The 19,957-nt window shown below is 70.0% G+C and carries 21 protein-coding genes; 10 read left to right on the top strand and 11 right to left on the bottom strand.

Features of this window, described 5'->3' with window-relative positions; all coding sequences use genetic code 11:
• Positions 1-112: 112 nt before the first annotated feature.
• Both KV106_RS25645 and KV106_RS25640 read right to left on the bottom strand, forming a co-directional pair.
• Complete coding sequence (locus KV106_RS25645; protein ID WP_261213310.1) at positions 113-1,102, bottom strand: Bug family tripartite tricarboxylate transporter substrate binding protein; 990 nt, start codon at positions 1,100-1,102, stop codon at positions 113-115.
• A gap of 33 nt (positions 1,103-1,135) precedes the next feature.
• Positions 1,136-1,939 (bottom strand): crotonase/enoyl-CoA hydratase family protein, encoded by an 804-nt coding sequence (locus KV106_RS25640; protein ID WP_057596253.1) that lies wholly within the window; start codon positions 1,937-1,939, stop codon positions 1,136-1,138.
• A gap of 165 nt (positions 1,940-2,104) precedes the next feature.
• On the opposite strand from KV106_RS25640, the gene KV106_RS25635 reads away from it, so the two are divergent.
• Complete coding sequence (locus KV106_RS25635; RefSeq protein ID WP_261213308.1) at positions 2,105-2,776, top strand: TetR/AcrR family transcriptional regulator; 672 nt, start codon at positions 2,105-2,107, stop codon at positions 2,774-2,776.
• 1 nt (position 2,777) lies between these two features.
• On the opposite strand, the gene KV106_RS25630 is transcribed toward KV106_RS25635, so the two are convergent.
• Both KV106_RS25630 and KV106_RS25625 read right to left on the bottom strand, forming a co-directional pair.
• Positions 2,778-4,439: a tannase/feruloyl esterase family alpha/beta hydrolase gene (locus KV106_RS25630; RefSeq protein WP_261213307.1), complete on the bottom strand. Its 1,662-nt coding sequence runs from the start codon at positions 4,437-4,439 to the stop codon at positions 2,778-2,780.
• Between the two features lie 174 nt (positions 4,440-4,613).
• Positions 4,614-5,672 carry an AraC family transcriptional regulator gene (locus KV106_RS25625; protein WP_064262314.1) on the bottom strand — a complete coding sequence of 353 codons (1,059 nt, stop codon included), beginning with the start codon at positions 5,670-5,672 and terminating at the stop codon, positions 4,614-4,616.
• A 151-nt stretch (positions 5,673-5,823) separates the two neighbouring features.
• Between KV106_RS25625 and KV106_RS25620 the strand changes: the two genes are divergently transcribed.
• Both KV106_RS25620 and KV106_RS25615 read left to right on the top strand, forming a co-directional pair.
• Positions 5,824-6,261 (top strand): nuclear transport factor 2 family protein, encoded by a 438-nt coding sequence (locus KV106_RS25620; protein WP_261213301.1) that lies wholly within the window; start codon positions 5,824-5,826, stop codon positions 6,259-6,261.
• Positions 6,262-6,276: 15 nt separating this feature from the next.
• Positions 6,277-7,980: a long-chain-fatty-acid--CoA ligase gene (locus KV106_RS25615; protein WP_409976559.1), complete on the top strand. Its 1,704-nt coding sequence runs from the start codon at positions 6,277-6,279 to the stop codon at positions 7,978-7,980.
• A 60-nt stretch (positions 7,981-8,040) separates the two neighbouring features.
• Here KV106_RS25615 and KV106_RS25610 read toward each other — a convergent pair whose 3' ends face one another.
• Positions 8,041-9,030, bottom strand: a complete 990-nt coding sequence (locus KV106_RS25610; protein ID WP_261213298.1) for a Bug family tripartite tricarboxylate transporter substrate binding protein — start codon at positions 9,028-9,030, stop codon at positions 8,041-8,043.
• 148 nt (positions 9,031-9,178) lie between these two features.
• Here KV106_RS25610 and KV106_RS25605 point away from each other — a divergent pair, with 148 nt between their 5' ends.
• From KV106_RS25605 to mobA, 7 genes are read left to right on the top strand one after another with little or no spacing between them, the layout of a single operon-like run.
• Positions 9,179-9,736: a VOC family protein gene (locus KV106_RS25605; protein ID WP_261213296.1), complete on the top strand. Its 558-nt coding sequence runs from the start codon at positions 9,179-9,181 to the stop codon at positions 9,734-9,736.
• Positions 9,729-11,228, top strand: a complete 1,500-nt coding sequence (mhpA, locus tag KV106_RS25600) for a bifunctional 3-(3-hydroxy-phenyl)propionate/3-hydroxycinnamic acid hydroxylase MhpA (protein ID WP_261213294.1) — start codon at positions 9,729-9,731, stop codon at positions 11,226-11,228. Before KV106_RS25605 ends, mhpA begins: the two co-directional genes overlap by 8 nt.
• Positions 11,229-11,261: 33 nt before the next feature.
• The gene (locus KV106_RS25595) at positions 11,262-11,999 is read left to right on the top strand and encodes an IclR family transcriptional regulator (protein WP_057596260.1); all 738 of its coding nucleotides are present in this window, start codon (positions 11,262-11,264) and stop codon (positions 11,997-11,999) included.
• A 34-nt stretch (positions 12,000-12,033) separates the two neighbouring features.
• The gene (locus tag KV106_RS25590) at positions 12,034-12,891 is read left to right on the top strand and encodes a fumarylacetoacetate hydrolase family protein (RefSeq protein WP_261213291.1); all 858 of its coding nucleotides are present in this window, start codon (positions 12,034-12,036) and stop codon (positions 12,889-12,891) included.
• A gap of 18 nt (positions 12,892-12,909) precedes the next feature.
• Positions 12,910-13,881 carry a tripartite tricarboxylate transporter substrate binding protein gene (locus tag KV106_RS25585; RefSeq protein ID WP_261213289.1) on the top strand — a complete coding sequence of 324 codons (972 nt, stop codon included), beginning with the start codon at positions 12,910-12,912 and terminating at the stop codon, positions 13,879-13,881.
• Between the two features lie 14 nt (positions 13,882-13,895).
• The gene (locus KV106_RS25580) at positions 13,896-14,465 is read left to right on the top strand and encodes an NADPH-dependent FMN reductase (protein ID WP_261213287.1); all 570 of its coding nucleotides are present in this window, start codon (positions 13,896-13,898) and stop codon (positions 14,463-14,465) included.
• A gap of 21 nt (positions 14,466-14,486) precedes the next feature.
• A complete protein-coding gene (gene mobA / locus KV106_RS25575) occupies positions 14,487-15,086 on the top strand; it encodes a molybdenum cofactor guanylyltransferase MobA (protein ID WP_261213285.1) in 600 nt (199 codons plus the stop codon).
• A 56-nt stretch (positions 15,087-15,142) separates the two neighbouring features.
• Here mobA and KV106_RS25570 read toward each other — a convergent pair whose 3' ends face one another.
• From KV106_RS25570 to KV106_RS25545, 6 genes are all read right to left on the bottom strand, one after another.
• On the bottom strand, positions 15,143-15,649 hold the full coding sequence (locus KV106_RS25570; RefSeq protein WP_261213284.1) for a GNAT family N-acetyltransferase: 507 nt from the start codon (positions 15,647-15,649) through the stop codon (positions 15,143-15,145).
• A gap of 74 nt (positions 15,650-15,723) precedes the next feature.
• Positions 15,724-16,809 carry an NmrA family NAD(P)-binding protein gene (locus KV106_RS25565; protein WP_261213282.1) on the bottom strand — a complete coding sequence of 362 codons (1,086 nt, stop codon included), beginning with the start codon at positions 16,807-16,809 and terminating at the stop codon, positions 15,724-15,726.
• Between the two features lie 129 nt (positions 16,810-16,938).
• Positions 16,939-17,535, bottom strand: coding sequence for a TetR/AcrR family transcriptional regulator (locus tag KV106_RS25560; protein ID WP_261213279.1), 597 nt, complete (start codon positions 17,533-17,535; stop codon positions 16,939-16,941).
• Between the two features lie 75 nt (positions 17,536-17,610).
• The gene (locus tag KV106_RS25555; RefSeq protein WP_261213277.1) at positions 17,611-18,402 is read right to left on the bottom strand and encodes an exodeoxyribonuclease III; all 792 of its coding nucleotides are present in this window, start codon (positions 18,400-18,402) and stop codon (positions 17,611-17,613) included.
• Between the two features lie 67 nt (positions 18,403-18,469).
• Entirely contained in the window at positions 18,470-19,186 is a 717-nt protein-coding gene (locus KV106_RS25550; RefSeq protein ID WP_261213275.1) for an SDR family oxidoreductase, read from the bottom strand.
• 33 nt (positions 19,187-19,219) lie between these two features.
• Complete coding sequence (locus tag KV106_RS25545; protein WP_261213272.1) at positions 19,220-19,918, bottom strand: GNAT family N-acetyltransferase; 699 nt, start codon at positions 19,916-19,918, stop codon at positions 19,220-19,222.
• Between the last annotated feature and the right edge of the window lie 39 nt (positions 19,919-19,957).

The raw sequence follows: 19,957 nt of genomic DNA, 5'->3' as shown, positions 1-19,957 counted from the left end.
GCGGCGGCTGCTGCGCAGCATCGCCAAGGGCGAGGCGATCACGCAGGACACCTCGACGCTCGAGAACCCGGCGATCCTGGAGCAGTTGTCGCAGGCGAATTGATCGCTGCGCCTACGACTCCGCCGTGAAGCCGATGCGCCTGACCAGCGGTCCCCAGCGTTCGAACTCGGCCTGCTGCGACTTCGCCATCTCGTCCGCGGTCGAGCCGCGCGCGATCAGGCCGACGACGCCGAGGCTGTCGATGACGGCACGCTCCTTGACCGCGGCATTGACGGCCGCGTTGGCGCGCGCGATCGCGGCCGCCGGCGTCTGCGCGGGCGCATAGAAGCCGAACCATTCCTCGGTCGTGAGGTCCGCGAAGCCCTGCTCCGCGAAGGTCGGCACCTCGGGCGAGAACGGCGAACGCTGGCGGCCCGAGGTCGCGATCATCCGCAGCTTGCCCGCGCGGTGGTTGGCGAGGAAGTCGCCGCTCGGCGTAACCATGGCGGCGATCTGCCCGCCGACCACGTCGGTGATGCCGGGCACCGAGCCGCGATAGGGCACGTGCCGCAGGTCGACGTTGGCCGTGAGGCCGAGCAGGGCACCGATGAAATGCGGCGTGGAGCCCGCGGCCGGCGAGCCGTAGTTCGCCTCCTGCGGATTCGCCTTGGCCCAGGCCAGGAAGTCCCGCACGGTGACCACGCTGGTCGGCACCTTCGGTCCCACCGCCAGACCGTGGTGCATGACCGCGCCGATCGACACGGGGGCGAAGTCCTTGTTCGCGTCGTAGCTGAGCTTCGAGTAGACGTGCGGATAGATCGAGGTGCAGGAGAACGGCGACAGCGCCAGCACCGAGCCGTCGGCCGCCGCCGACTTCAGCACCTCGAGCGCGATGCGCCCGCCGGCCCCCGGGCGGTTGTCGACCACCGCGACATTGCGCGAGTACGCGGAGCCCGCGACCTTCTCGCCGATGCGGCGCGCCACGCTGTCGCCGGCGCTGCCCGCGGGAAATCCGTAATAGATCTTGACCTGGTCCAGTGCCTGGGCCGAAGCCGCGAGCGGCAGCAGCGAGGCGAGGGCGCCGCCGCCCGCTGCCTGAATGAAGGTCCGTCGTGTCTGCATGAAAGTCTCCTCGGTCGTTGTGAATGTCGTGCTTCAGGCGGCGGGCGCGATGTCCGCGCCGGCCTGCGGCGTGCGCACCTTGGCGCCCGCGCCGTCGAGGAAGGCCTGCACGCGCAGCTTCGCCTCGGGCGCGCTCTGCGTGATGGCGCTCATCAGCGCTTCGGTCATCAGCCCGTGGTCCGCGGGCTGTTCCGCGATGCGCGGCAGCGCCTGCATCACCGCGAAATTGGTCAGCGGCGCATTGCGTGCCACCTGGTGGGCCAGTGAGAGCGCGTGCGACCAGGCCTTGCCTTCGGCCACGAGGTACTGCGAGAAGCCGACGCGCTCGCCCTCGTCGGCGCGGTACACGCGGCCGGTGAGCATCATGTCGGCCATGCGCGAAACGCCGATCAGCTTGGGAATGCGCACCGATCCGCCACCGCCGACGAAGATGCCGCGCGTGCCTTCGGGCAGCGCGTAGAAGGCGCTGGCATCGGCCACGCGCACATGGCAGGCCGCGGCCAGCTCGAGGCCGCCGCCGATCACGGCCCCGTGCAGCGCGGCGATCACGGGCACCGGGCCGAACTGGATGGCATCGAGCGCCGCATGCCACATGCGCGAGTGCTGCACCGCCTGCGGCGGATCGCGGTGGGCCAGTTCGGACAGGTCGAGCCCGGCGCAGAAGTGCGCGCCCTGGCCGCCGAGCACGGCGGCGCGCACATGGCCGGGCAGGTTCTCGAACGCATGCCGCAGCTCCAGCACCAGGCCGTCGTTGAGGGCATTGCGCTTGCCGGCGCGGTTCAGGTGCAGGTGGGCGATCTCCTCCTGGAGTTCGAGGGTCAGGAACTGGTACTGCATGGCTTTCGATGAGGTCGGGGAAGAAGCTTTTTGCGTTTCTCAATACACGTACAGATGTGTATGGTTAGGCGATGCTATCAGCCGGATCCGGACGAACGGCTCAGGGTTTGCCCAAGGGAATGGGCCCTGACTCTGGTGCATGCGGGCCTCCGCTATCATCGGCGCATGCTGACGACCACCCCTGGCAAACCGCGCCCGCGCAAGGCCTCGGCCGCACTGCAGCGCAAGAGCGAGGCCGGCGCCAAACCGGCCTCCGAGCGGTCCCAGCTCGGGCCCGCCGACTGGATCGTGGCCGCGACCGAACTGCTGATCGACAAGAGCATCGACGCGGTCCGCGTCGACGTGCTGGCCAAGCTCCTGCAGGTGACGCGCGGCTCCTTCTACTGGCACTTCGTCGATCGCGACGACCTGCTCAAGCGAATCCTCGTGAGCTGGCAGGAGGCGCAGACCGAGCAGATCATCGCGCGCTACCGCAAGCAGGGCGTCCAGGCGCAGGACCTGATCGTCGAGCTGGTCGAGCTGCCGTTCCATGGCCGCGCGGCCATGAAGGGCGCCTCGGTCGAACTCGCGGTCCGGGCCTGGGCCCGGCGCGACGAGATGGCGCGCATGATCGTCGACGAGGTCGATGCCAAGCGGCTCGCCTACATCGAGGAATGCTTCCTCTCGTGCGGCTTCGACGCCAGGTCCGCGCGCTCACGTGCCTTCACGCTCTATTGCTACATGCAGTCGGAGTCGCTGTTCAGGAACCAGGGCTCCGCCGCCGACAAGGCCGAGCGCCGCCGCTTCGTGGCCCAGATGCTGCTGGCGCCGGAGCCCGGCAAGGCCCAGGCACGCTAGCTCAGTCGTAGGCGCAGCTGAAGCTGGCCGCCAGGTTCTTGTCGCCGGTGCCGCGGTACTTCGGCCAGGTCGGATAGCGGCACAGCGGACGGGTCATCTCCACGCTCTTGCCGTCGGCCGCGAGCCGCGCCGCCGTGAGCGAATCGTCGGGCGCCTTGCCCTTCTCGACCCAGTTCTCGAGGATCGCGAGGTTGTCGACGATGCCGGCACCCGGGCCGCCCGGACCATGGACCACGCCCGGCAGCATGTAGAAGCGCATGAAGGAATCGGTCGTCTCCTGGCCCAGCTTGCCGACCACGCTCTGGTAGTAGTCCGTGGCATAGCCGGGCGGCACCAGGTTGTCGCTCGCGCCGGCCCACAGCAGCAGCTTGGCGCCGCGTCCCGCGAAGGCCGACAGGTCGGGATTCGTCGCGTTGACCTTCTCGGAGAGCTCGAGCCAGCGCGCCGGATCGGACCCCGGCGTGTAGCCGAGCACCGTCGTGTTGACGTTCGAGGTCACCTGGTACTTGAGCCACCAGTCGGAGAAGAAGTAGAGCTGGCTCGCCGGCGCCGTCGGGCTGGCGCCGAACTGCGCGATGGTCCAGTTGCCGGCCGCCGCCGCCTCGCCGCCCACGCCCCAGGCCGGCGCCCTGGTGATGCCGTTCGCCACCGGCACGGGCAGCGTGAAGTCCGAGCGCATGAAGTCGACCGAGGCGATCTGTGGGTCCGACAGGCAGCTGTCGCCGCTGTCCGCGCCGCCTGGGCAGCGCAGCGTGCGCACGTCGAAGCGGCAGGCGCTGACATGGGAGATGACGCCGTCGACCGCGCCATCGAGGCCATCGCAGGCCGCCATCTGGGCATCGCCGAACAGCTTGATCTTGGCCGGGCTGAGCCAGCCAGCGCCGTTGTTCGAGAACGCCAGCTTGGCCAGCGCGATCCCGCGCTGGATCACGTTGCTGTAATCGACCACCGGCTCGCCGGCCACGATGCCGTCGTAGCTCTGCGGATAGCGCTGCGCCTGCAGCAGCGCCTCGCGGCCGCCGGTGGACATGCCGTAGAAGTAGGTCCTGGCGGCGGGCTTGCCGTAGATCGACTGGATCGCGGCGCCGGCCGCCTTCAGCACCTGCGGGTGGTAGGCGAAGGCGAAGTTGTCGAAGGCCGAGGGGTTGTTGAGCGTCGAGCTCAGGTCAGGCACCTGCACGCCGCCATCCGCGCTGACCCATGCATAGCCGCGCTTGTAGACGTCGCCATTGGCCAGCATCACGAGGTCGGGCCCGACGACCACGCCGTCGTAGCCGCCACCGCCGATCTGCACCAGCCGCTGGTTCCACACCGAGTCCTCGGGCAGGTCGATGCGGAAGTTGATGGTCGAGGTGGGCGAGCTCACGATGGCGCCACGCACCTGGCAGGTCTGCAGCGTGGTTGCGGACGCGGCCATCACTTCGGCCGTGGCGATGCTGCCCGGTCCGACGGCCTTGCCGACGAGTCCGCTGCAGCGCTCCTTGAACGCGGCCCGCGGGGCCGGCGGTGCGGATCCCGGCCCGTTGGCGCCGGCATTGGCCGCCGCGATCGCGGCCGCCAGCGCGGCCGCGTCTCCACCCCCGCCGCTGCCGCCTCCGCACCCGGCGATCAGCGCGGCCAGGCTGCATGAAAGGGCAAGGGCTATCGATCTGTTGCGAGTCATGTTGTCTCCGGTTTGGGTCGCCAGTTCGATCATTTACCATACACATATGAATGGTCGGAGCGGATGATAGGGAGGGCGAAGCGACGCGCAGCCAGGACTTACCCTGACTTTTCCATACAGAAGTGAATGGTCGGAAAGACTCGGCCAGGCGCCGAGAGCGCATCGATCCGGGGCTCAGCCCGCGTGCCGCGCCCGGTAGGCAGCCGGCGCCAGCCCGGTCCACTTGCGGAAGGCGCGGCGGAAGTTCGCCGCCTCCGAGAACCCGGTGCGCAGCGCCACCTCGTCGATCGTGAGGCGCGTGCTGCGCAGCAGATCGGTCGACAGCTCGAGCCGCGCCTCGTCGACCAACTCCTGGAAGCGCACGCCCTCGTCGGCGAGCCGGCGGTGCAGCGTGCGCACCGAGAGCCCGAAGCGCTCGGCGAACTGCTCGGCGCCGGGCATCTGGCCGCGCCCGCCCAGGCAGGCCATGCGCACGTGTTGCGCGAGGCCGCCGCCTTCGCCGGCGTTGTGCTGCAGCTTCTCGCACAGGCGCCGGCACTGGTCGGCCGCATAGGCATTGGCCTGGGGACAGGGTCGCCGCAGCAGCTCGGCATCGAAGGACCATTCGAGCGTGCCGGCATCGAAGCGCACCTCGCACTCGAACATCGCCGCATAGGCATCGCCATGCGCGGGACGCGGGTAGGGCAGCTTCAGCGAGCGGGAAGGGAAGGGCGCGCCGAGCACGCAGCTGGCCAGGCTCAGCGTGGTGCCGATCCAGAACTCGGTGGCCAGCGGCAGCAGGTCGCCGAGGTCCATGACGTCGCGGCCCTCGAACTTCGCGAGCCCGCCCTCGAGACGGAAGCGCTTCTCGAGCACCGGGCCGACCAGCTTCAGGTGCTTCATGCCGACGATGATCGCGTCGCCGATGGTGGCGCAGCTCGCAGTCGCGTAGCCATAGATGCCGAAGTCGCCGAGCTGCTGGCGCGCGCCGGCGCGCAGGCCCACGTCGGGGTGGTGGCTCAGCCGCTGGGCATTGCGCAGGATCGCGATCTTCTGCGCGTTCGACATGCGCGCCTCGGAGTCGCCGAGCTGCCGCGCCTGCACGCCGCTGCCCCGCAGCAGGGTGTCGGCATCTATCCCTTGGTCGGCCATCTCGCGCACCAGCGCGCGCAGGCCCAGCATGCTGTGGACGATCGCGTCCAGGTCCCTGCCGTGGCTGCCGACGATCTCGAAGGTGGAGGGGGAGGCGTCCATGTCCATTCGCGGGCTTCGGGTGGTTGGCAGATTCTGACCCCTCGCTGGCGCGATCGACCCTGGTGCTACCACCCGCCCGGCGGAACACTGCGCGGCGATCCGGGCCCTTCGGCACCGGCTCTCCAACCAGGAACGAGACATGCCATCACCCATGAACGCCGACCTCCGGCATCCGCTGCGCGAGGTCTTCGAGCGCTACCACGCGAGCTGGGAAGCCCGCTCGCCCGAACGCATCGCCGCGCTGCATTCGCCCGACACGGTCTTCCAGCTGCACGATGGTTCCGCGCCCGTGCACGGCCGCGCGGCATTGCAGCAGCAATGCGCCGCCATGTTCGCGAAGTTCGATTTCGCGCTCGAGCCGCTGCGCCTCTTCTACGGCGACGGCCACTGGACCTTCGAATGGTGCATGGCCATCGCGCTGCGCGATGCCGAAGGCAGTCCGTTCACGGCCACGGTCGAGATGCTCGACCTGGTGACGGTCGATGCGCGCCACGAGGTGACTCGCAAGGACGTCTACATGAACGGCGCGCAGGCGATGGCGGCGTTCAGCCGCGCGGGCATCGCCACGGATGGCGGCATCCGGTACTGAGCGCGGGGCATGACCATGCAAGACCTCCCGAACATCCCGCATTGGCCCGCGGGCGTTCCGCGCACGCTGGCCCCCGCACGCACGCCGCTGTGGGCCAACCTCGAGACCAGCGCGCGGCGCCATCCCGATCGCGCCGCCTTGGTCTTCCTCGGGCGCGAGTTCCGCTACGGCGAACTCTGGCAGGCGGTGCTGTCGCTCGCGGGCCGGCTCCACCGCCTCGGCGTGCGCCAGGGCGACCGGGTGCTGCTCGACATGCAGAACTGCCCGCAGCTGGTGATCGCGCATTTCGCGATCCTGCGCGCCAATGCCGTCGTGGTGCCCATCAACCCGATGAACAAGGCGCAGGAGCTCCGGCACTTCATCGCCGACGCGCAGGCGAAGCTGGCCTTCACCACGGCCGACCTCGCGGCGGAGATGGTCCGTGCCAGCGATGCATTGCCGCCGGGCGAGGGCCTCGACCACCTGGTGGTCACGCGCTTCACCGATGCCTTCGATCCCGCGGCGGTGCCGCCGCACGAATGGCCCGTTGCCTGGCGCGAGTGGCTGACCGCGCCGCATCCGATGCCGGCGCTGCGCCGGGGCCAGGTGCACGACTGGGCCGATGCGGCCAGCGGCGACGAGGCACCGGCGCCCACCTGCGCCGCCGGCGATCTCGCAGCGCTGCCCTACACCAGCGGCACGACCGGCCATCCCAAGGGCTGCATGCTGTCGCACGCGGCGATCATGCACAACGCGATGGCGGTCAAGGCCTGGAACGGCCTCGTGCCCGAGAGCGTGAACCTGGCCGTGGTCCCGATGTTCCACATCACCGGCATGGTCGGCGTGATGCACGCGGCCATCCACGCGGGCGCGTGCTCGGTGCTCATGCCGCGCTGGGACCGCGAGGTGGCGGCGCACCTGCTGTCGGCGCGCGGCGTGACGCACTGGGCCAACATCCCGACCATGGTGATCGACCTGATGTCGGCTTCCGCTTGGGAGCGGCTCGATCTCTCGCGCCTGGCCTACATCGGCGGCGGCGGCGCGGCCATGCCCAAGGCGGTCGCGCAGGGGCTGCTCGAGAAGACCGGACTGCGCTATGTCGAGGCCTACGGCCTGACGGAGACAGCCGCGCCCTCGCACAGCAATCCGCCCGACGCCGCCCGCCAGCAGTGCCTGGGCCTGCCCTACATCGGTGTCGACGCGCGCGTCATCGATCCGCAGACGCTGCAGCCGCTGGGGCCGGAACAGGACGGCGAGATCGTGGTGCGCGGGCCTCAGGTCTTCGCGGGCTACTGGCGCCAGCCCGAGGCCACGCGCGCCGCCTTCGTCGAGATCGAGGGCCTGCGCTTCTTCCGCACCGGCGACATCGGCCGCGTCGACGCGGACGGCTACTTCTTCATGACCGACCGGCTCAAGCGCATGATCAATGCGTCCGGCTTCAAGGTCTGGCCCGCCGAGGTCGAGGCGCTGATGTACCGGCACCCGGGCATCCAGGAGGCCTGCGTCATCGCCACCCGGGACAGCTACCGCGGCGAGTCGGTCAAGGCCGTGGTGGTGCGCCGGCCCGGGCATGCGGAGCTCGACGAACGGGCGTTGATCGATTGGTGCCGCGCGAACATGGCGAGCTACAAGGTGCCGCGCGCCTTCGAGTTCGCCGAGACGCTGCCCAAGAGCGGCAGTGGCAAGGTGATGTGGCGGCTGCTGCAGGAGCGGCAGGACGCGGCGGATGCGGCCTGCTGACGCCGCGCCGCTCACCGCTCACCGCTCACCGCTCACCGCTCACCGCTCACCGCTCACCGCTCAATCGAGCTTGATCCGCGCCTCGCGGATCACCTTGCCCCACATCGCGCGATCGGCATCGATGAAGGCCTTGAACTCCGCCGGCGTGTTGCAGCGCAGCTCGCCGCCGTAGTCGCGCCACTTGCGCGCGAGCTCGCTCGACTGGCAGGCCTTGCGCATCGCCGCGCTGAGCTTCTCGAGCACGGGCTTGGGCGTGCCCGCGGGCGCGAGCAGCCCCTGCCAGGCGATCGGCGCGTAGTCGGGCAGGCCGGCCTCGGCAAAGGTGGGCACGTCGGGGAAGCTCGGCGCGCGCTCCTTGCCGGTGATGGCCAGCAGCCTGAGCTTGCCGGTGTGGATGTTGCCCGCGGCGGCCGGCAGGCCGTCGAACATCAGCTGCACCTGGCCCGCGATCAGGTCGACGTAGGGGCTGCTGCTGTTGTAGGGCACGAGGTTGGTCTTCACGCCCGCGGCGCTGTTGAACCACAGGGCCGACAGGTGCGAGTAGCTGCCGATGCCCGCGGTCGCGACCGCCACCGAATCGGGCCGGGCCTTGAGCGCGGCGATCAGTGCGCGCGCGTCGCGCGCCTCCACGCCGGGCGTGGCGATCAGGCCGGTGTTGAGCACGCCGAGCAGGCTCACGGGCGCGAAGTCCTTCTCGGCATCGAAGGGCAGCTTCGAATAGAGATGCGGCACCACCGACAGCGAGCTGGTGGTGCCGATGTAGAGCGAGTAGCCATCGGCCGGCGCCTTCGCGGCGACCTCGGTGCCGATGATGTTCGAGGCACCGGGGCGGTTCTCCACATAGAAGCTCTGGCCCAGCAGCTTCGTGAGCTCGGCCGCGATCTCGCGCGCGTTCGCGTCGGGGCCGCTGCCGGCGGGGAAGGGGGCAATGATCCGCACCGCCTTGCTCGGGTAGTCAGCCTGGGCCCAGGCCGCGCCCGCCAGCACGCCCGCGACGGCGATGCATCCATGGGCCAGCCAGCGGCGGCCCCGCGTCTTCGAAACAGTCATCGGTTTGTCTCCATTCGATCTTGGGTGCGGCTTGCACCGGTCGCGATGATAGATAAAACATAGTTATTGTCAAAATATGAGAATAACTATAGTATTTCATCATCGAGACGGAAAAGCTCCGTGCGATTTATCGTTTGGAGACATTGAGATGACGTATTTCGGCCCCTCGGACCTGCAGTTCAGCCACATCGGCCTCTATGTGAGCGACCTGCCGCGCATGGCGCGCTTCTACAAGCAGGCGCTGCGCTTCACGCAGACCGACGCGGGCGACCTGGGCTCGGTGCAGCTGGTGTTCCTGAGCCGCGATCCGCGCGAGCACCACCAGCTCGTGCTGGCCACCGGCCGGCCCGCGAACCCGGGCTTCAACGTGGTCAACCAGATCTCGTTCCGCGTGCCCGACCTCGGCGCGCTGCGCCGCTTCCACGACCGGCTGCTGGCCGAGGGCGCGAGCGAGATGCACCCGGTCACGCACGGCAACGCCATCTCCGTCTACTGCCGCGACCCCGAGGGCAACCGGCTCGAGCTGTTCATGGACACGCCCTGGTACTGCGACCAGCCGCTGCGCGAGACCATCGACCTGTCGCAGTCCGACGAAGCCATCCTCGCGCAGGCCGAGGCCATCGCGAAGCGCTTCCCCAAGTTCATGAGCCGCGCCCAATGGCAGGCCGAGGTGGCGCGCCGCATGCAGGAAGACCAGCGTGGCTGAAGCGGCGCGCATGTACGACGTGGCGATCGTCGGACTCGGGCCGACCGGTGCCACGCTCGCCAACCTGCTGGGCGCGGCCGGGTTGTCGGTGCTGGTGCTCGAGAAGGAGGCCGGCATCTTCCCGCTGCCGCGCGCGATCCATTTCGACGGCGAGGTGCTGCGCATCCTGCAGGGCGCGGGCCTGCGCGAGCGCGTGCTGGCCATCGCGCGCCCCGGCGAGCAGGGCATGCATTTCGTCAACGGCGCGGGCGAGACGATGCTGATTCGCGGCGGCAGCGCCGCGCTCGGCCCGCATGGCTGCGCCAACAACTACTACTTCCACCAGCCCGAGCTCGAGGCCGTGCTGCGCGAAGGCCTCGCGCGCTTTCCCAACGTGGAGCTGCGGCTGCGGCACGAGCTGATCGGCATCGCGCAGGACGCGGACGGCGCCACGCTGAGCGTGCGTGACCTGCAGCGGCAGGAAAACACCACGCTGAGCGCGCGCTATGTCGTCGGCTGCGACGGCGCGCGCTCGCCGGTGCGCCGGCAGATGGGCAGCGCGATGGTTGACCTCGGGCTGCGCCAGCCCTGGCTGGTGTTCGACGTGCTGCTGCGGCAACCGGTCGCACTGCCCGACCACACGGTGCAGCACTGCGACCCGGCGCGGCCCATGACCTACTGCAACGTGGTCGGCGACCGGCGGCGCTGGGAGATCATGGTGCTGCCCGACGACGACCGCGAGGCGCTGGTGCAACCCGACACGCTGTGGCGTCTGGTCGCGCCCTGGGTGAAGCCCGAGCAGGCGTGGCTCGAGCGCGCCGCCATCTACACCTTCCATTCCGTCATCGCGCAGGGCTGGCGCCAGGGCCGGCTGCTGCTGGCCGGCGATGCCTGCCACCAGACGCCGCCGTTCCTCGGGCAGGGCATGTGCGCGGGCATCCGCGACGCGGCCAACCTCGCCTGGAAGCTCGAGGCCGTGCTCGCGCGCGGCGCGCCCGCCGCGCTGCTCGATACCTACGAGTCGGAGCGCGCGCCGCATGTGCGCGCATTGATCGAGCTCGCGGTGCGGCTGGGCAACATCATCCAGACCACCGATCCCGCGCGCGCGGCCGAGCGCGATGCGCGCTTTCGTGCCGGGCGCCCCGAGATCTTCGAGCTGCCGCCGCAGTTGCTGGGCCAGGGCGCCTTCGATGCCGACGCGGGCTCGCTCGCCGGGCGGCCCTTTCCCCAGCCGCGGCTGACCGACGGCCGCTTGCTCGACGAGCTGCTGGGCCGGCGCAGCGCGGTGATCGGCAGCCCCGACGCGCTCGCGGCCGCCGCGCCCGCCACCGCCGAACGCTGGCGCCGCGCCGATGCCATCGTCATCGACCGGCCCGACGCGCCGCTGCGCCACTGGCTCGAGGCCCACGAGGCGCGGGCGGTGATACTGCGCCCCGACCGATATATCGTCGGCATCGCGCGCACGGGGCACGATCTGGATCGCATCTCGCAACACCTCCCCGTCGCGCCATGACACTCTGGAGGAATTGGCGTGCCGGAAAAATCCATGTCCAGCCTGGGGCGCATGCTGGGGGTGCTCGACCTGTTCGACGACACCCACCTGACGCGCACGGCGGACGACATCTCCGCGGCGCTCGAGGTCTCGCTGCCCACCGGCTACCGCTATGTGCGGCTGCTGCTCGAGGCCGGGCTGCTGCAGCGCGTGGAGGATTCGCACTACGCGCTCGGGCCGCGGATCATCCTGCTGGACCACTACATCCGCAATGCCGACCCGGTACTGCGCGAAGGCATCCCTGTGATGCGCGAACTGGTGGCCGCCACCGGCTTCGACTGCGTGAGCTCGGGCATCTTCGGCATGCAGGTGCTCGACACCCATCGCGAGATGGGCGGCGCGCCGCCGACGCTGGCCTACGGGCGCGGCCGGCCGCGGCCGCTGTTCCTGGGCGCCGCGCCCAAGGTGCTGCTCTCGACCTTCGCGCCGCCGCAGCTGCGCAAGGTCTTCGATGCCCGCCACGACGAGGTCGTGCGCAGCGGGCTGCCGGCCGAGTGGAGCGAATTCCGCCGTCTCTACGCGGGGATCCGCAAGGCCGGCCACTACGTGTCGATCGGCGAACTCGAACCGCAGCTCGCGGCCGTGGCCGCGCCGATCCCGAAGGCAGACGGAGGCGCATGGGCCGCCATCCAGCTGGTCTTCGACACCTCGCGCCTGTCCATCGTCGACCTCGACAAGATGGTTCACCTGATCACCGAGGGCGCGCAGCGCATTGGAGGTCGGCTGGCGTAGTTCTACTTCACCCACTCCTCCTCACGGACAGACCATGAAACTCATCAGCTACCAACTCAACGGCACCGACAGCTACGGCGCGGTGACCGGCGACCGCGCGGACCGCGTCGTCGACCTGCGCCAGATCTTCGGCGAACGCGCCGCGGACCTGAAGGCGCTGATCGCGGCCGACCTGCTGGCCGAGGCCGCCACGGCCGTGGGCCAGGCGAGCGCCACGCTGGCGCTGAGCGAGCTTCAACTGCTGCCCGTGATTCCCAACCCCGGCAAGATCGTCTGCGTGGGCCTCAACTACGGCGAGCACGTGCGCGAGACCGGCCGCGAGATCACCGAGCAACCCACGCTGTTCCTGCGCGTGGCCGAATCGCAGCTCGCGCACGGCGAGGACATCGTGCTGCCGCCCGAGTCGACGCGCCTCGACTACGAGGGCGAGATCGCGGTCGTGATCGGCCGCGGCGGCCGGCGCATCGCCGAGGCCGATGCCTGGGAGCACATCGCGGGCTATGCCTGCTACAACGACGGCAGCATCCGCGACTGGCAGACCGCCACGCCGCAATGGACCGCCGGTAAGAACTTCTGGCGCACCGGCGGCTTCGGCCCCTGGATGGTCACGCGCGACGAGATCGCCGACGGGCGCGTGATGACGCTGGTCACGCGGCTCAACGGCCAGGAGATGCAGCGCACCACCACCGACAAGCTGATCCACAGCATCCCGCGCCAGATCGCCCACATCTCGGCCTTCACGCCGCTGGCCGCGGGCGACGTGATCGTGACCGGCACGCCGGGCGGCGTGGGCGCCAAGCGCAACCCGCCGGTGTGGATGAAGCCCGGCGACATCGTCGAGATCGAGGTCGACGCCATCGGCGTGCTGCGCAACGGCATCCGCGCCGAGTAACCCGCCGGCGGCATTCCCATGAACCGACGATTCGATCGCCGGAGCGCGCTGCTGCTCGCTCTGCTATGCGCCGCGCTGCCCGCCGCGGCGGCCTCCGACTATCCCTCGCGCCCGATCCAGGTGATCGTGCCCTTCGCCGCCGGCGGCGGGCTCGACATCAATGCGCGCAGCCTCGCGCAGGCCATGTCCGAGAACCTCGGCCAGCCCTTCGCGGTGATCAACCGCGACGGCGCGGCCGGCACTATCGGCCTGAACACGGGCGCCGGCGCGCGCGCCGACGGCTACACCGTGGTCTTCACGCCCGCCGTGCCGCTGACCAGCGAGCCGCACCGGCTCAAGGCCCTGAACTACGGGCTCGACTCCTTCCGCTACGTCTGCAAGGTGTTCGACAACATCTTCGCGATCGCGGTGCCGGCCAAGTCGCCGTACCGCAGCGTGCAGGACATCCTGGCCGATGCGAGGAAGGAACCGGGCAAGGTCAGCTACGGCACCTCGGGCGCCGGCTCGATCCCGCACCTGGGCACCTCGGACATCGAGGCCGCCAGCAAGGTCGCGCTCACGCACGTGCCCTACAAGGGCGACGCGCCGATGCTGCAGGACCTGCTGAGCGAGCGCCTGAGCTTCGGCGCCGTGCTCGCGAGCTCGCTCACCGGCCACCTGCAGTCGGGCGCGCTGCGCCTGATCGCCGTGTACACCGACAAGCGCCATCCCTCGTTCCCCGACGTGCCCACCCTCAAGGAGTCGGGCGTGCCCGTGGTGCAGGCGAGCTTCGGCGGCGTGCTGGTGCCCGCGAAGACGCCCGACGCGGTGGTCGCGCGCCTCGAGTCCTCGTGCCGCGAGGCCGTGGCCTCGCCCAAATACCAGGCCTGGGCGCGCGGCGCCAACCAGGTGGTCGACTTTCAGCCCGGCAAGGACTTCGAGCGCCAGGTGCGCGAGGACAGCCGCCTCAAGGCCGCGACCCTCGCGCGCCTCGGACTGGCCGCGCCATGACTTAGGATTCCGCGATGACCCGTCCCATCCTCCATACCCTGATCTGCAGCACGCGGCCCGGCCGCGTGGGCCCGGCCGTCGCCCAGTGGGCGCACGGCATCGCCGAAGCGCACGGCGGCTTCGAAGCCCGTCTCGTCGACCTGGCCGCCTTCGGCCTGCCGGTGTTCGACGAACCCGAGCATCCGCGCCTGCAGCGCTACACGCACGAGCACACGCGCGCCTGGAGCGCGAGCGTCGCCGAGGCCGATGCCTTCCTGTTCGTGCTGCCCGAATACAACTTCGCGCCGCCGGGCGCGCTGGTCAATGCCCTGAACTACCTCGTGCGCGAATGGCAGTACAAGGCCGTCGGCTTCGTGAGCTACGGCGGCATGTCGGGCGGCATCCGCGCGGTGCAGGTCACCAAGCAGCTGCTCGGCACGCTCAAGGTGGTGCCGATGCTCGAGGCGGTCGCGTTCACGAACGTGGGCCAGCAGCTGCAGGCCGAGGGCGGCCTGTCGGCCAACCCCGCCAACGCGACGGCCGCGAAGGCGATGCTCGACGAACTGCTGCGCTGGACTTCAGCGCTGCAAACGCTGAGGTCGTAGGGCGCCAGCGAGAATGCGCGCATGAACCCCATCGCGCGCGAAGACATCACGGGCCTGGTGCTGGCCGGCGGCCGCGGCAGCCGCATGGGCGGCGTCGACAAGGGCCTGCAGGACCACCGCGGCACGCCGCTGGCGCTGCATGCGCTGCGCCGCCTGCAGCCGCAGGTGGGCACGGCCATGCTCAGCGCCAACCGCAACCTGCCCGACTACGAGGCGATGGGCGTGCCCGTGTGGTCCGATTCCATCGAAGGCTATGCGGGGCCGCTCGCGGGCCTGCTGACCGGGCTCGAGCATGCGCGCACCGATTGGCTGGTCACCGTGCCCTGCGACACGCCGGACTTTCCGTCGGATCTGGTCGACCGGCTGGCCGAGGCCGCGGCCGCGCAGGGCGCCGAGATCGCGATGGCCGCCACGCGCGAAGACGGCGAGCTGCGCGCGCAGCCCGTGTTCTGCCTGCTGCGCACCGGCCTGGCGCCGAGCCTGCTCGCCTTCCTGCAGGCGGGCGAGCGCAAGTTCGGCCAATGGACCGCGCAGCACCGCAGGGTGCAGGTGGCGTTCGACGATGCAGCGGCCTTCTTTAATGCAAACACCAGCGACGAGCTGCGCCAATTGCAAGGCTGAGCGCGGCGAAAGCGATGGGGCCGCCGCGGCCGAGAGCTTCCTGGGGCGCGGCTGGTTCACTCCGTGGCGTCGAAGGCCTCGCTGTACGCAACGCTGCCGGTCGGCACCGTCCCCGCCAAAGCGAGCGCCATGAAGTACTCGGGCGGAACGCCCGGCAGCGTCAGGCCGGGCTCGGCCCTGAAGCCGAAGCGCGCGTAATAGGCCGGATCCCCCAGCAGCACGCAGCCACCGGCGCGCAGAAGGCGCAGCGCGTCGAGGGCTTGCGCCATCAGCAGCGAGCCGATGCCCCGACCCTGGCAGTCGGGCCGCACCGAGATCGGACCCAGGCCGTACCAGTCGCCCGCCCGACCGTCGACGCGAACCGGGGACACGGCCACATGGCCGACGAGCCGCTCGTCCTCGATGGCGACCAGCGACACCGTGAGCTGGCCCCGCGCGCGCAGTGCCCGCACGATGAACTGCTCGGTATGGCTCGTGTGCGCGGCATGTTCGAAGGCCGCGATGGTGACGGCTTCGATGGCCTGGGCGTCAGCGGGCGTTTCCTGGCGGATGTGGATGTTCATGGTGTCGGATTCTCGGGCCGGCCATGCACGGCATCGAACGCGTGTCAGCGCTTCCCGGTGGTCGAAGCGCGGGACTACAACCGGCCCTGCCGCATGTCCTCGGTCATCTTGAGGATCCTCTGCTGCTGGCCGACCTGGACACGCTCCCACAGCGTGCCCTTGCCCTGTTCGCGGCCGAGGCGATCCTCGCGCCGCAACCATTCCTCGGCGCTGCGGATCCTGCCCGGGTGGATCTCGTCGAGCAGCTCGTAGTTGCGCCGCACCACGTCGTGCTTCCAGACGTTCCAGAAGCCGGTGAAGTTGTCGCGCACGCTCATCGTGCTCTTGTCGCGCGGATCGGCGTTGTAGCCGGCCGGCGCATCGGCGATGCGGCCGAAGGGGCCCTGCCAATAAGCGGCCAGGTCGGTGTCGACATAGCGCGCCGGCTGGCCGGTGACCCGCTCGAACGCTGCGGCGAGATCGGCATAGCGCACATGCTCGATCGCGACCTCGAGGTCCATGCCGTTGGCGAGGTTCGGATGATCGAACAGCCAGCGCACGTAGTGGCCGCAGTCCTCGAGCGCCACGTGCGGCACCGCCCCCTGTCCCAGCGGCACGCGCCAGGTGAGCACGCCGTCCTCCACGGCGGGGGACATCGGCGTCATCGCCGAGATCGCCATCTCGATGTAGGGGCCCGAGGTGAAGATCGCCGCGCCCATGCGCTCGCGGTGGGCCTGGTTCTGGAAGCGTATCCATTCGCCCATGCGGCCCTTGCCGTCGTAATGGCCGGTGCGAAAGGCCGCGTCGAAGCCCGCCTTCTTGAGCGCGTAGTCGAGGTTGCCGTAGACGAAGAAGCGGATGCCCTGCTCGAGCGCGATCTCGTAGGCGCGGAAGGCCCAGTAGGTCTCGGCCTTCTCGCCGGTATTGAAGCCGTCGATGTTGACGAAGGCACCGTCGCAGCTCGAGAAGCCCTCGCGCAGCACGGCCTCGTCGGCGAAGCTGCCCTCGAGCAGGCTCACGTTGCCCAGTGCCAGCAGTTCCTTCGCGCGGCGCGAGGCCGTGTCGCGCGTGAGCACGCGCACGGCGTAACGGCCGTCCGCGACCAGCGCACGCACGATCGGCATGCCCTGGGCGCCGGTGCCGCCGACGACGAAGATCCTCGAGGTTTTCTTGGAGTTCATTTCATCTTTCCTTTGAATCGTTCACAGTGAGAGTGACTTCATTGTATGACGTGCATAATTCTATTGGTCGAGTTCGACGTGCCTTCGACAAGTCGGATGAAGCGGAGAGAGGGAAGCGGAGCGCGCGGCCTAGAGGCTCGCGGCGTCCAGCCGCAGCCGGCCCAATATCGAATCGCGCGAGCGCGCGAGCACCGCATCGGAGGCCTTGCGCTGGCCGATGCCGCGTGCCAGGGTCATCGCGCCGACCATCTCGGCGACCACGGAGCCCGCGAACTCCCGGGCCTCGCCGATGCCCAGCGCCTCGATCGGCCCGGCGAGCGCTTCGGTCAGCGTCTCGACGCCGTGCTGGAAGTCGCGGCGCGCCTCGGCGCCGAGGCGGGCAACCTCGTTCACGAGCAGCGGCAGCGGGCAGGTGATCGTCATGCTGTCGCGATGCTGGGGGGAGAGATAGAAGCGCAGGTAGGCGGCCAGGGCCCGGTCCGGCGGCAGCTCGGCCGTCACCTTTGCGAAGCGCTCGGCGATCTCGCCGTACATGCGTTCGAGTGCGGCGTCGACCAGCGCATCCCTGGAGCCGAAGTGCGCATAGAAGGCACCATGCGTGAGCCCCGCATCCGCCATCACGCTGGCGACGCCGACCGCGGCGACCCCATCGCGGCGGATGGTCTTCGCGGCCTCCTTGAGGATGCGCTCGCGCGTCTGTGCCTTGTGTTCTGGCGAATATCTCATGCGGCTCGCGGTCCGGTTCTTTGCATGATCTTCATCATACGATGGCCCATGCCTTCCGCGACAGGTCGGCGTGCGTCAGGAGCGCGAAGTGCCGGGCAGGTCGAGCTCGATCCAAGCCGGCGCATGGTCGCTCGCGCCCGGGCGCCCGCGCACGTCGCGGTTCACGCCCGCATCGCGCAGCAGCGGCGCGAGTTCGGCATTGAGCAGCAGGTGATCGATGCGCAGGCCTGCGTCGCGCGGGAAGCGGTTGCGCCAGTAGGTCCAGAAGGTGAAGGGCGCGCGTTCGGGATGGCGCGCGCGGATCGCGTCGGTCCAGCCCTGCTTCAGCAGGCGCGCGTAGGCAGCGCGGCTCTCGGGCTGCAGCAGCGCGTCGTCGCGCCACGAGGCGGGGTTGTAGATGTCGGCATCGGTCGGCACGACGTTGTAGTCGCCCGCGAGCACCACGGGCAGGCCGCTCGCGTACAGCTTCTTCGCATGCTTGGCGAAGGCTCCGAACCACTGGAGCTTGTAGTCGAACTTCGGCCCGGGCTGCGGATTGCCGTTGGGCAGGTAGAGGCAGCCGATCACCACGCCGTCGACCACGGCCTCGAGGTAGCGGCTCTGCGGGTCGTCCTCCATGCCCGGCAGGCCGCGCCCGGTTTCGATCGGTTCGCGCCCGCGCGCGAGGATGGCCACGCCGTTCCATGCGGGCTGGCCGTGCGCGACCACGCCGTAGCCCGCGCGCCGGATCGCGGCGAGCGGCAGCTTGGCGTCGGGCGACTTGAGTTCCTGCAGGCAGGCCACGTCGGGCTTCGACGCGGCGAGCCATTCGAGCAGCCGGTCGAGCCGGCTGTGGATGCCGTTGACGTTGAAGGTGGCGATCTTCATGGCGGCCATCTTCCGGCGCGTGCCGGCGCTTCGCGCGTCGGACAACGCGTCCTCCTGCCCGCAGAAATCACCCGGCCATGACGTCGCGCAGGTAGATGCCCTGCGACAGCGCGCCCTTGACCTGGCGCGTGCCCTCGTCGACCAGCACCTCCTCCTGGCCGGCCTCGATGGCCGCGAAGGACTGGCGCACCACGTCCTCGGGCGAGGCCTTCGGCACTTCGAGCGCGCGCACCATGTCGGTATCGATCGGGCCGGCATGGAAACCCACCACCTGCGTGCCCTGGGCGCGCAGCTCGTGGCGCAGGCCGTTGGTCAGCGCCCAGGCCGCGGCCTTGCTCACGCCGTAGGCGCCGATCATCGGCGTGTTGGCCCAGCTGAAGAGCGACAGCAGGTTGAGCATCGCGCCGCCGCCGTTGCGGCCCAGCACGCCCGCGAAGGCGCGGCTCATGTGCAGCATGCCGAAGAGGTTGGTCTCGAGCTGCTCGCGCAGGACGGCCACGGGGTCGGTCTCGGCATCGCCGCCGACGAAGCCGCCGAGCCGGCCGATGCCCGCGTTGTTGATCAGCAGCGTCACGTCGCGGCAATCGGCCGCGACCTGGGCGACCTGCGCGGGATCGCGCACGTCGAGCCGGATCGGCAGCACGCCCAGCAGCGGAATCTGCGAGGGCTCGCGCGCGGCGGCATAGACCTTGGCGGCGCCGAGCGCCAGCGCCTGGCGGGCGAATTCGAGGCCGAGGCCACGGTTGGCGCCCGTCACGAATACGACGGAACCTTGGATCTTCATGGTGTTTCCTTGTGCGCCGGAGCGCGGGGTGAGTCAAACGGTGGCCAGGGCGATCTGGTGCAGGAACAGGGTGCGGCGATGGCGGAAGCCGAGCCGCTCGTAGAGCGCGATGGCATTCGCGTTGTCGCTGAGCACGTGCAGGAAGGCGGTCTCGCCGCGCGCCTCGATGCGCGCGCGCAGCAGGTTCACGAGGCCGGCGGCGAGGCCGCGGCCGCGCCAGGCGTCGTCGACGCAGACCGCGCTGATCTCGGCGTGGCCGTCGAAGCGCATGCGCTCGCCGGCCATGGCCACGAGCAGGCCCTGGTCGCGGATGCCGAGGTAATCGCCCATCTCGAGCGTGCGCGGGCCGAAGGGGCCGGGCCGGGTGCGGGCGACGAGGGCCAGGGCATCGGGCACATCGGAGGCGTCGAGCGGCGTGGCTTGCAGCTGCGCCGCACGGCCCGAGCCGGGGTGCAGCGCGACCATCTGGTGGACCTGGCCGATCAGCCTGGCTTGCAGGCCATCGATGCCGGCGACCGGCGCGAGCGTGGGCAGCATGACGCGGTCGTCCGGACCCAGCAGCGCACGCAGCGCCTCGAAGGCGGCCGGGCTTTCCTCGGCCAGCCCCGCGAACGGCGCGACCTCGGGGTGGTAGCGGCGGGCCAGGGCGTTGCCGTGTCCCAGGTGCGCCTGCGGGCCGACCAGCGAGGTCCAGGCCGAACGGTCGAGCGGGGAGTCGATGGGTGATGTCATGGTCTCTAGCGTAGGGCTGTCTTTCCTGGAGGACAACGG

Origin of the sequence: Variovorax endophyticus, assembly GCF_025376855.1 — a bacterium.
Taxonomy (GTDB): Bacteria; Pseudomonadota; Gammaproteobacteria; order Burkholderiales; family Burkholderiaceae_C; genus Variovorax.
The sequence above is the reverse complement of the archived record's forward strand: the minus strand, read 5'-3'. Positions and strand labels throughout refer to the sequence as shown.

Excerpts from the sequence above, each read along its gene's own strand:
- KV106_RS25580 (WP_261213287.1), top strand. The coding sequence starts at position 13,896 with ATGACCCGTCCCATCCTCCATACCCTGATCTGCAGCACGCGGCCCGGC.
- KV106_RS25570 (WP_261213284.1), bottom strand. The coding sequence starts at position 15,649 with ATGAACATCCACATCCGCCAGGAAACGCCCGCTGACGCCCAGGCCATC.
- KV106_RS25560 (WP_261213279.1), bottom strand. The coding sequence starts at position 17,535 with ATGAGATATTCGCCAGAACACAAGGCACAGACGCGCGAGCGCATCCTC.
- KV106_RS25555 (WP_261213277.1), bottom strand. The coding sequence starts at position 18,402 with ATGAAGATCGCCACCTTCAACGTCAACGGCATCCACAGCCGGCTCGAC.
- KV106_RS25640 (WP_057596253.1), bottom strand. The coding sequence starts at position 1,939 with ATGCAGTACCAGTTCCTGACCCTCGAACTCCAGGAGGAGATCGCCCAC.
- KV106_RS25610 (WP_261213298.1), bottom strand. The coding sequence starts at position 9,030 with ATGACTGTTTCGAAGACGCGGGGCCGCCGCTGGCTGGCCCATGGATGC.
- KV106_RS25615 (WP_409976559.1), top strand. The coding sequence starts at position 6,277 with ATGCAAGACCTCCCGAACATCCCGCATTGGCCCGCGGGCGTTCCGCGC.
- KV106_RS25545 (WP_261213272.1), bottom strand. The coding sequence starts at position 19,918 with ATGACATCACCCATCGACTCCCCGCTCGACCGTTCGGCCTGGACCTCG.
- mobA (WP_261213285.1), top strand. The coding sequence starts at position 14,487 with ATGAACCCCATCGCGCGCGAAGACATCACGGGCCTGGTGCTGGCCGGC.
- KV106_RS25550 (WP_261213275.1), bottom strand. The coding sequence starts at position 19,186 with ATGAAGATCCAAGGTTCCGTCGTATTCGTGACGGGCGCCAACCGTGGC.
- KV106_RS25635 (WP_261213308.1), top strand. The coding sequence starts at position 2,105 with ATGCTGACGACCACCCCTGGCAAACCGCGCCCGCGCAAGGCCTCGGCC.
- KV106_RS25605 (WP_261213296.1), top strand. The coding sequence starts at position 9,179 with ATGACGTATTTCGGCCCCTCGGACCTGCAGTTCAGCCACATCGGCCTC.
- KV106_RS25645 (WP_261213310.1), bottom strand. The coding sequence starts at position 1,102 with ATGCAGACACGACGGACCTTCATTCAGGCAGCGGGCGGCGGCGCCCTC.
- KV106_RS25590 (WP_261213291.1), top strand. The coding sequence starts at position 12,034 with ATGAAACTCATCAGCTACCAACTCAACGGCACCGACAGCTACGGCGCG.
- KV106_RS25595 (WP_057596260.1), top strand. The coding sequence starts at position 11,262 with ATGTCCAGCCTGGGGCGCATGCTGGGGGTGCTCGACCTGTTCGACGAC.
- KV106_RS25630 (WP_261213307.1), bottom strand. The coding sequence starts at position 4,439 with ATGACTCGCAACAGATCGATAGCCCTTGCCCTTTCATGCAGCCTGGCC.
- KV106_RS25585 (WP_261213289.1), top strand. The coding sequence starts at position 12,910 with ATGAACCGACGATTCGATCGCCGGAGCGCGCTGCTGCTCGCTCTGCTA.
- KV106_RS25625 (WP_064262314.1), bottom strand. The coding sequence starts at position 5,672 with ATGGACGCCTCCCCCTCCACCTTCGAGATCGTCGGCAGCCACGGCAGG.
- KV106_RS25620 (WP_261213301.1), top strand. The coding sequence starts at position 5,824 with ATGAACGCCGACCTCCGGCATCCGCTGCGCGAGGTCTTCGAGCGCTAC.
- KV106_RS25565 (WP_261213282.1), bottom strand. The coding sequence starts at position 16,809 with ATGAACTCCAAGAAAACCTCGAGGATCTTCGTCGTCGGCGGCACCGGC.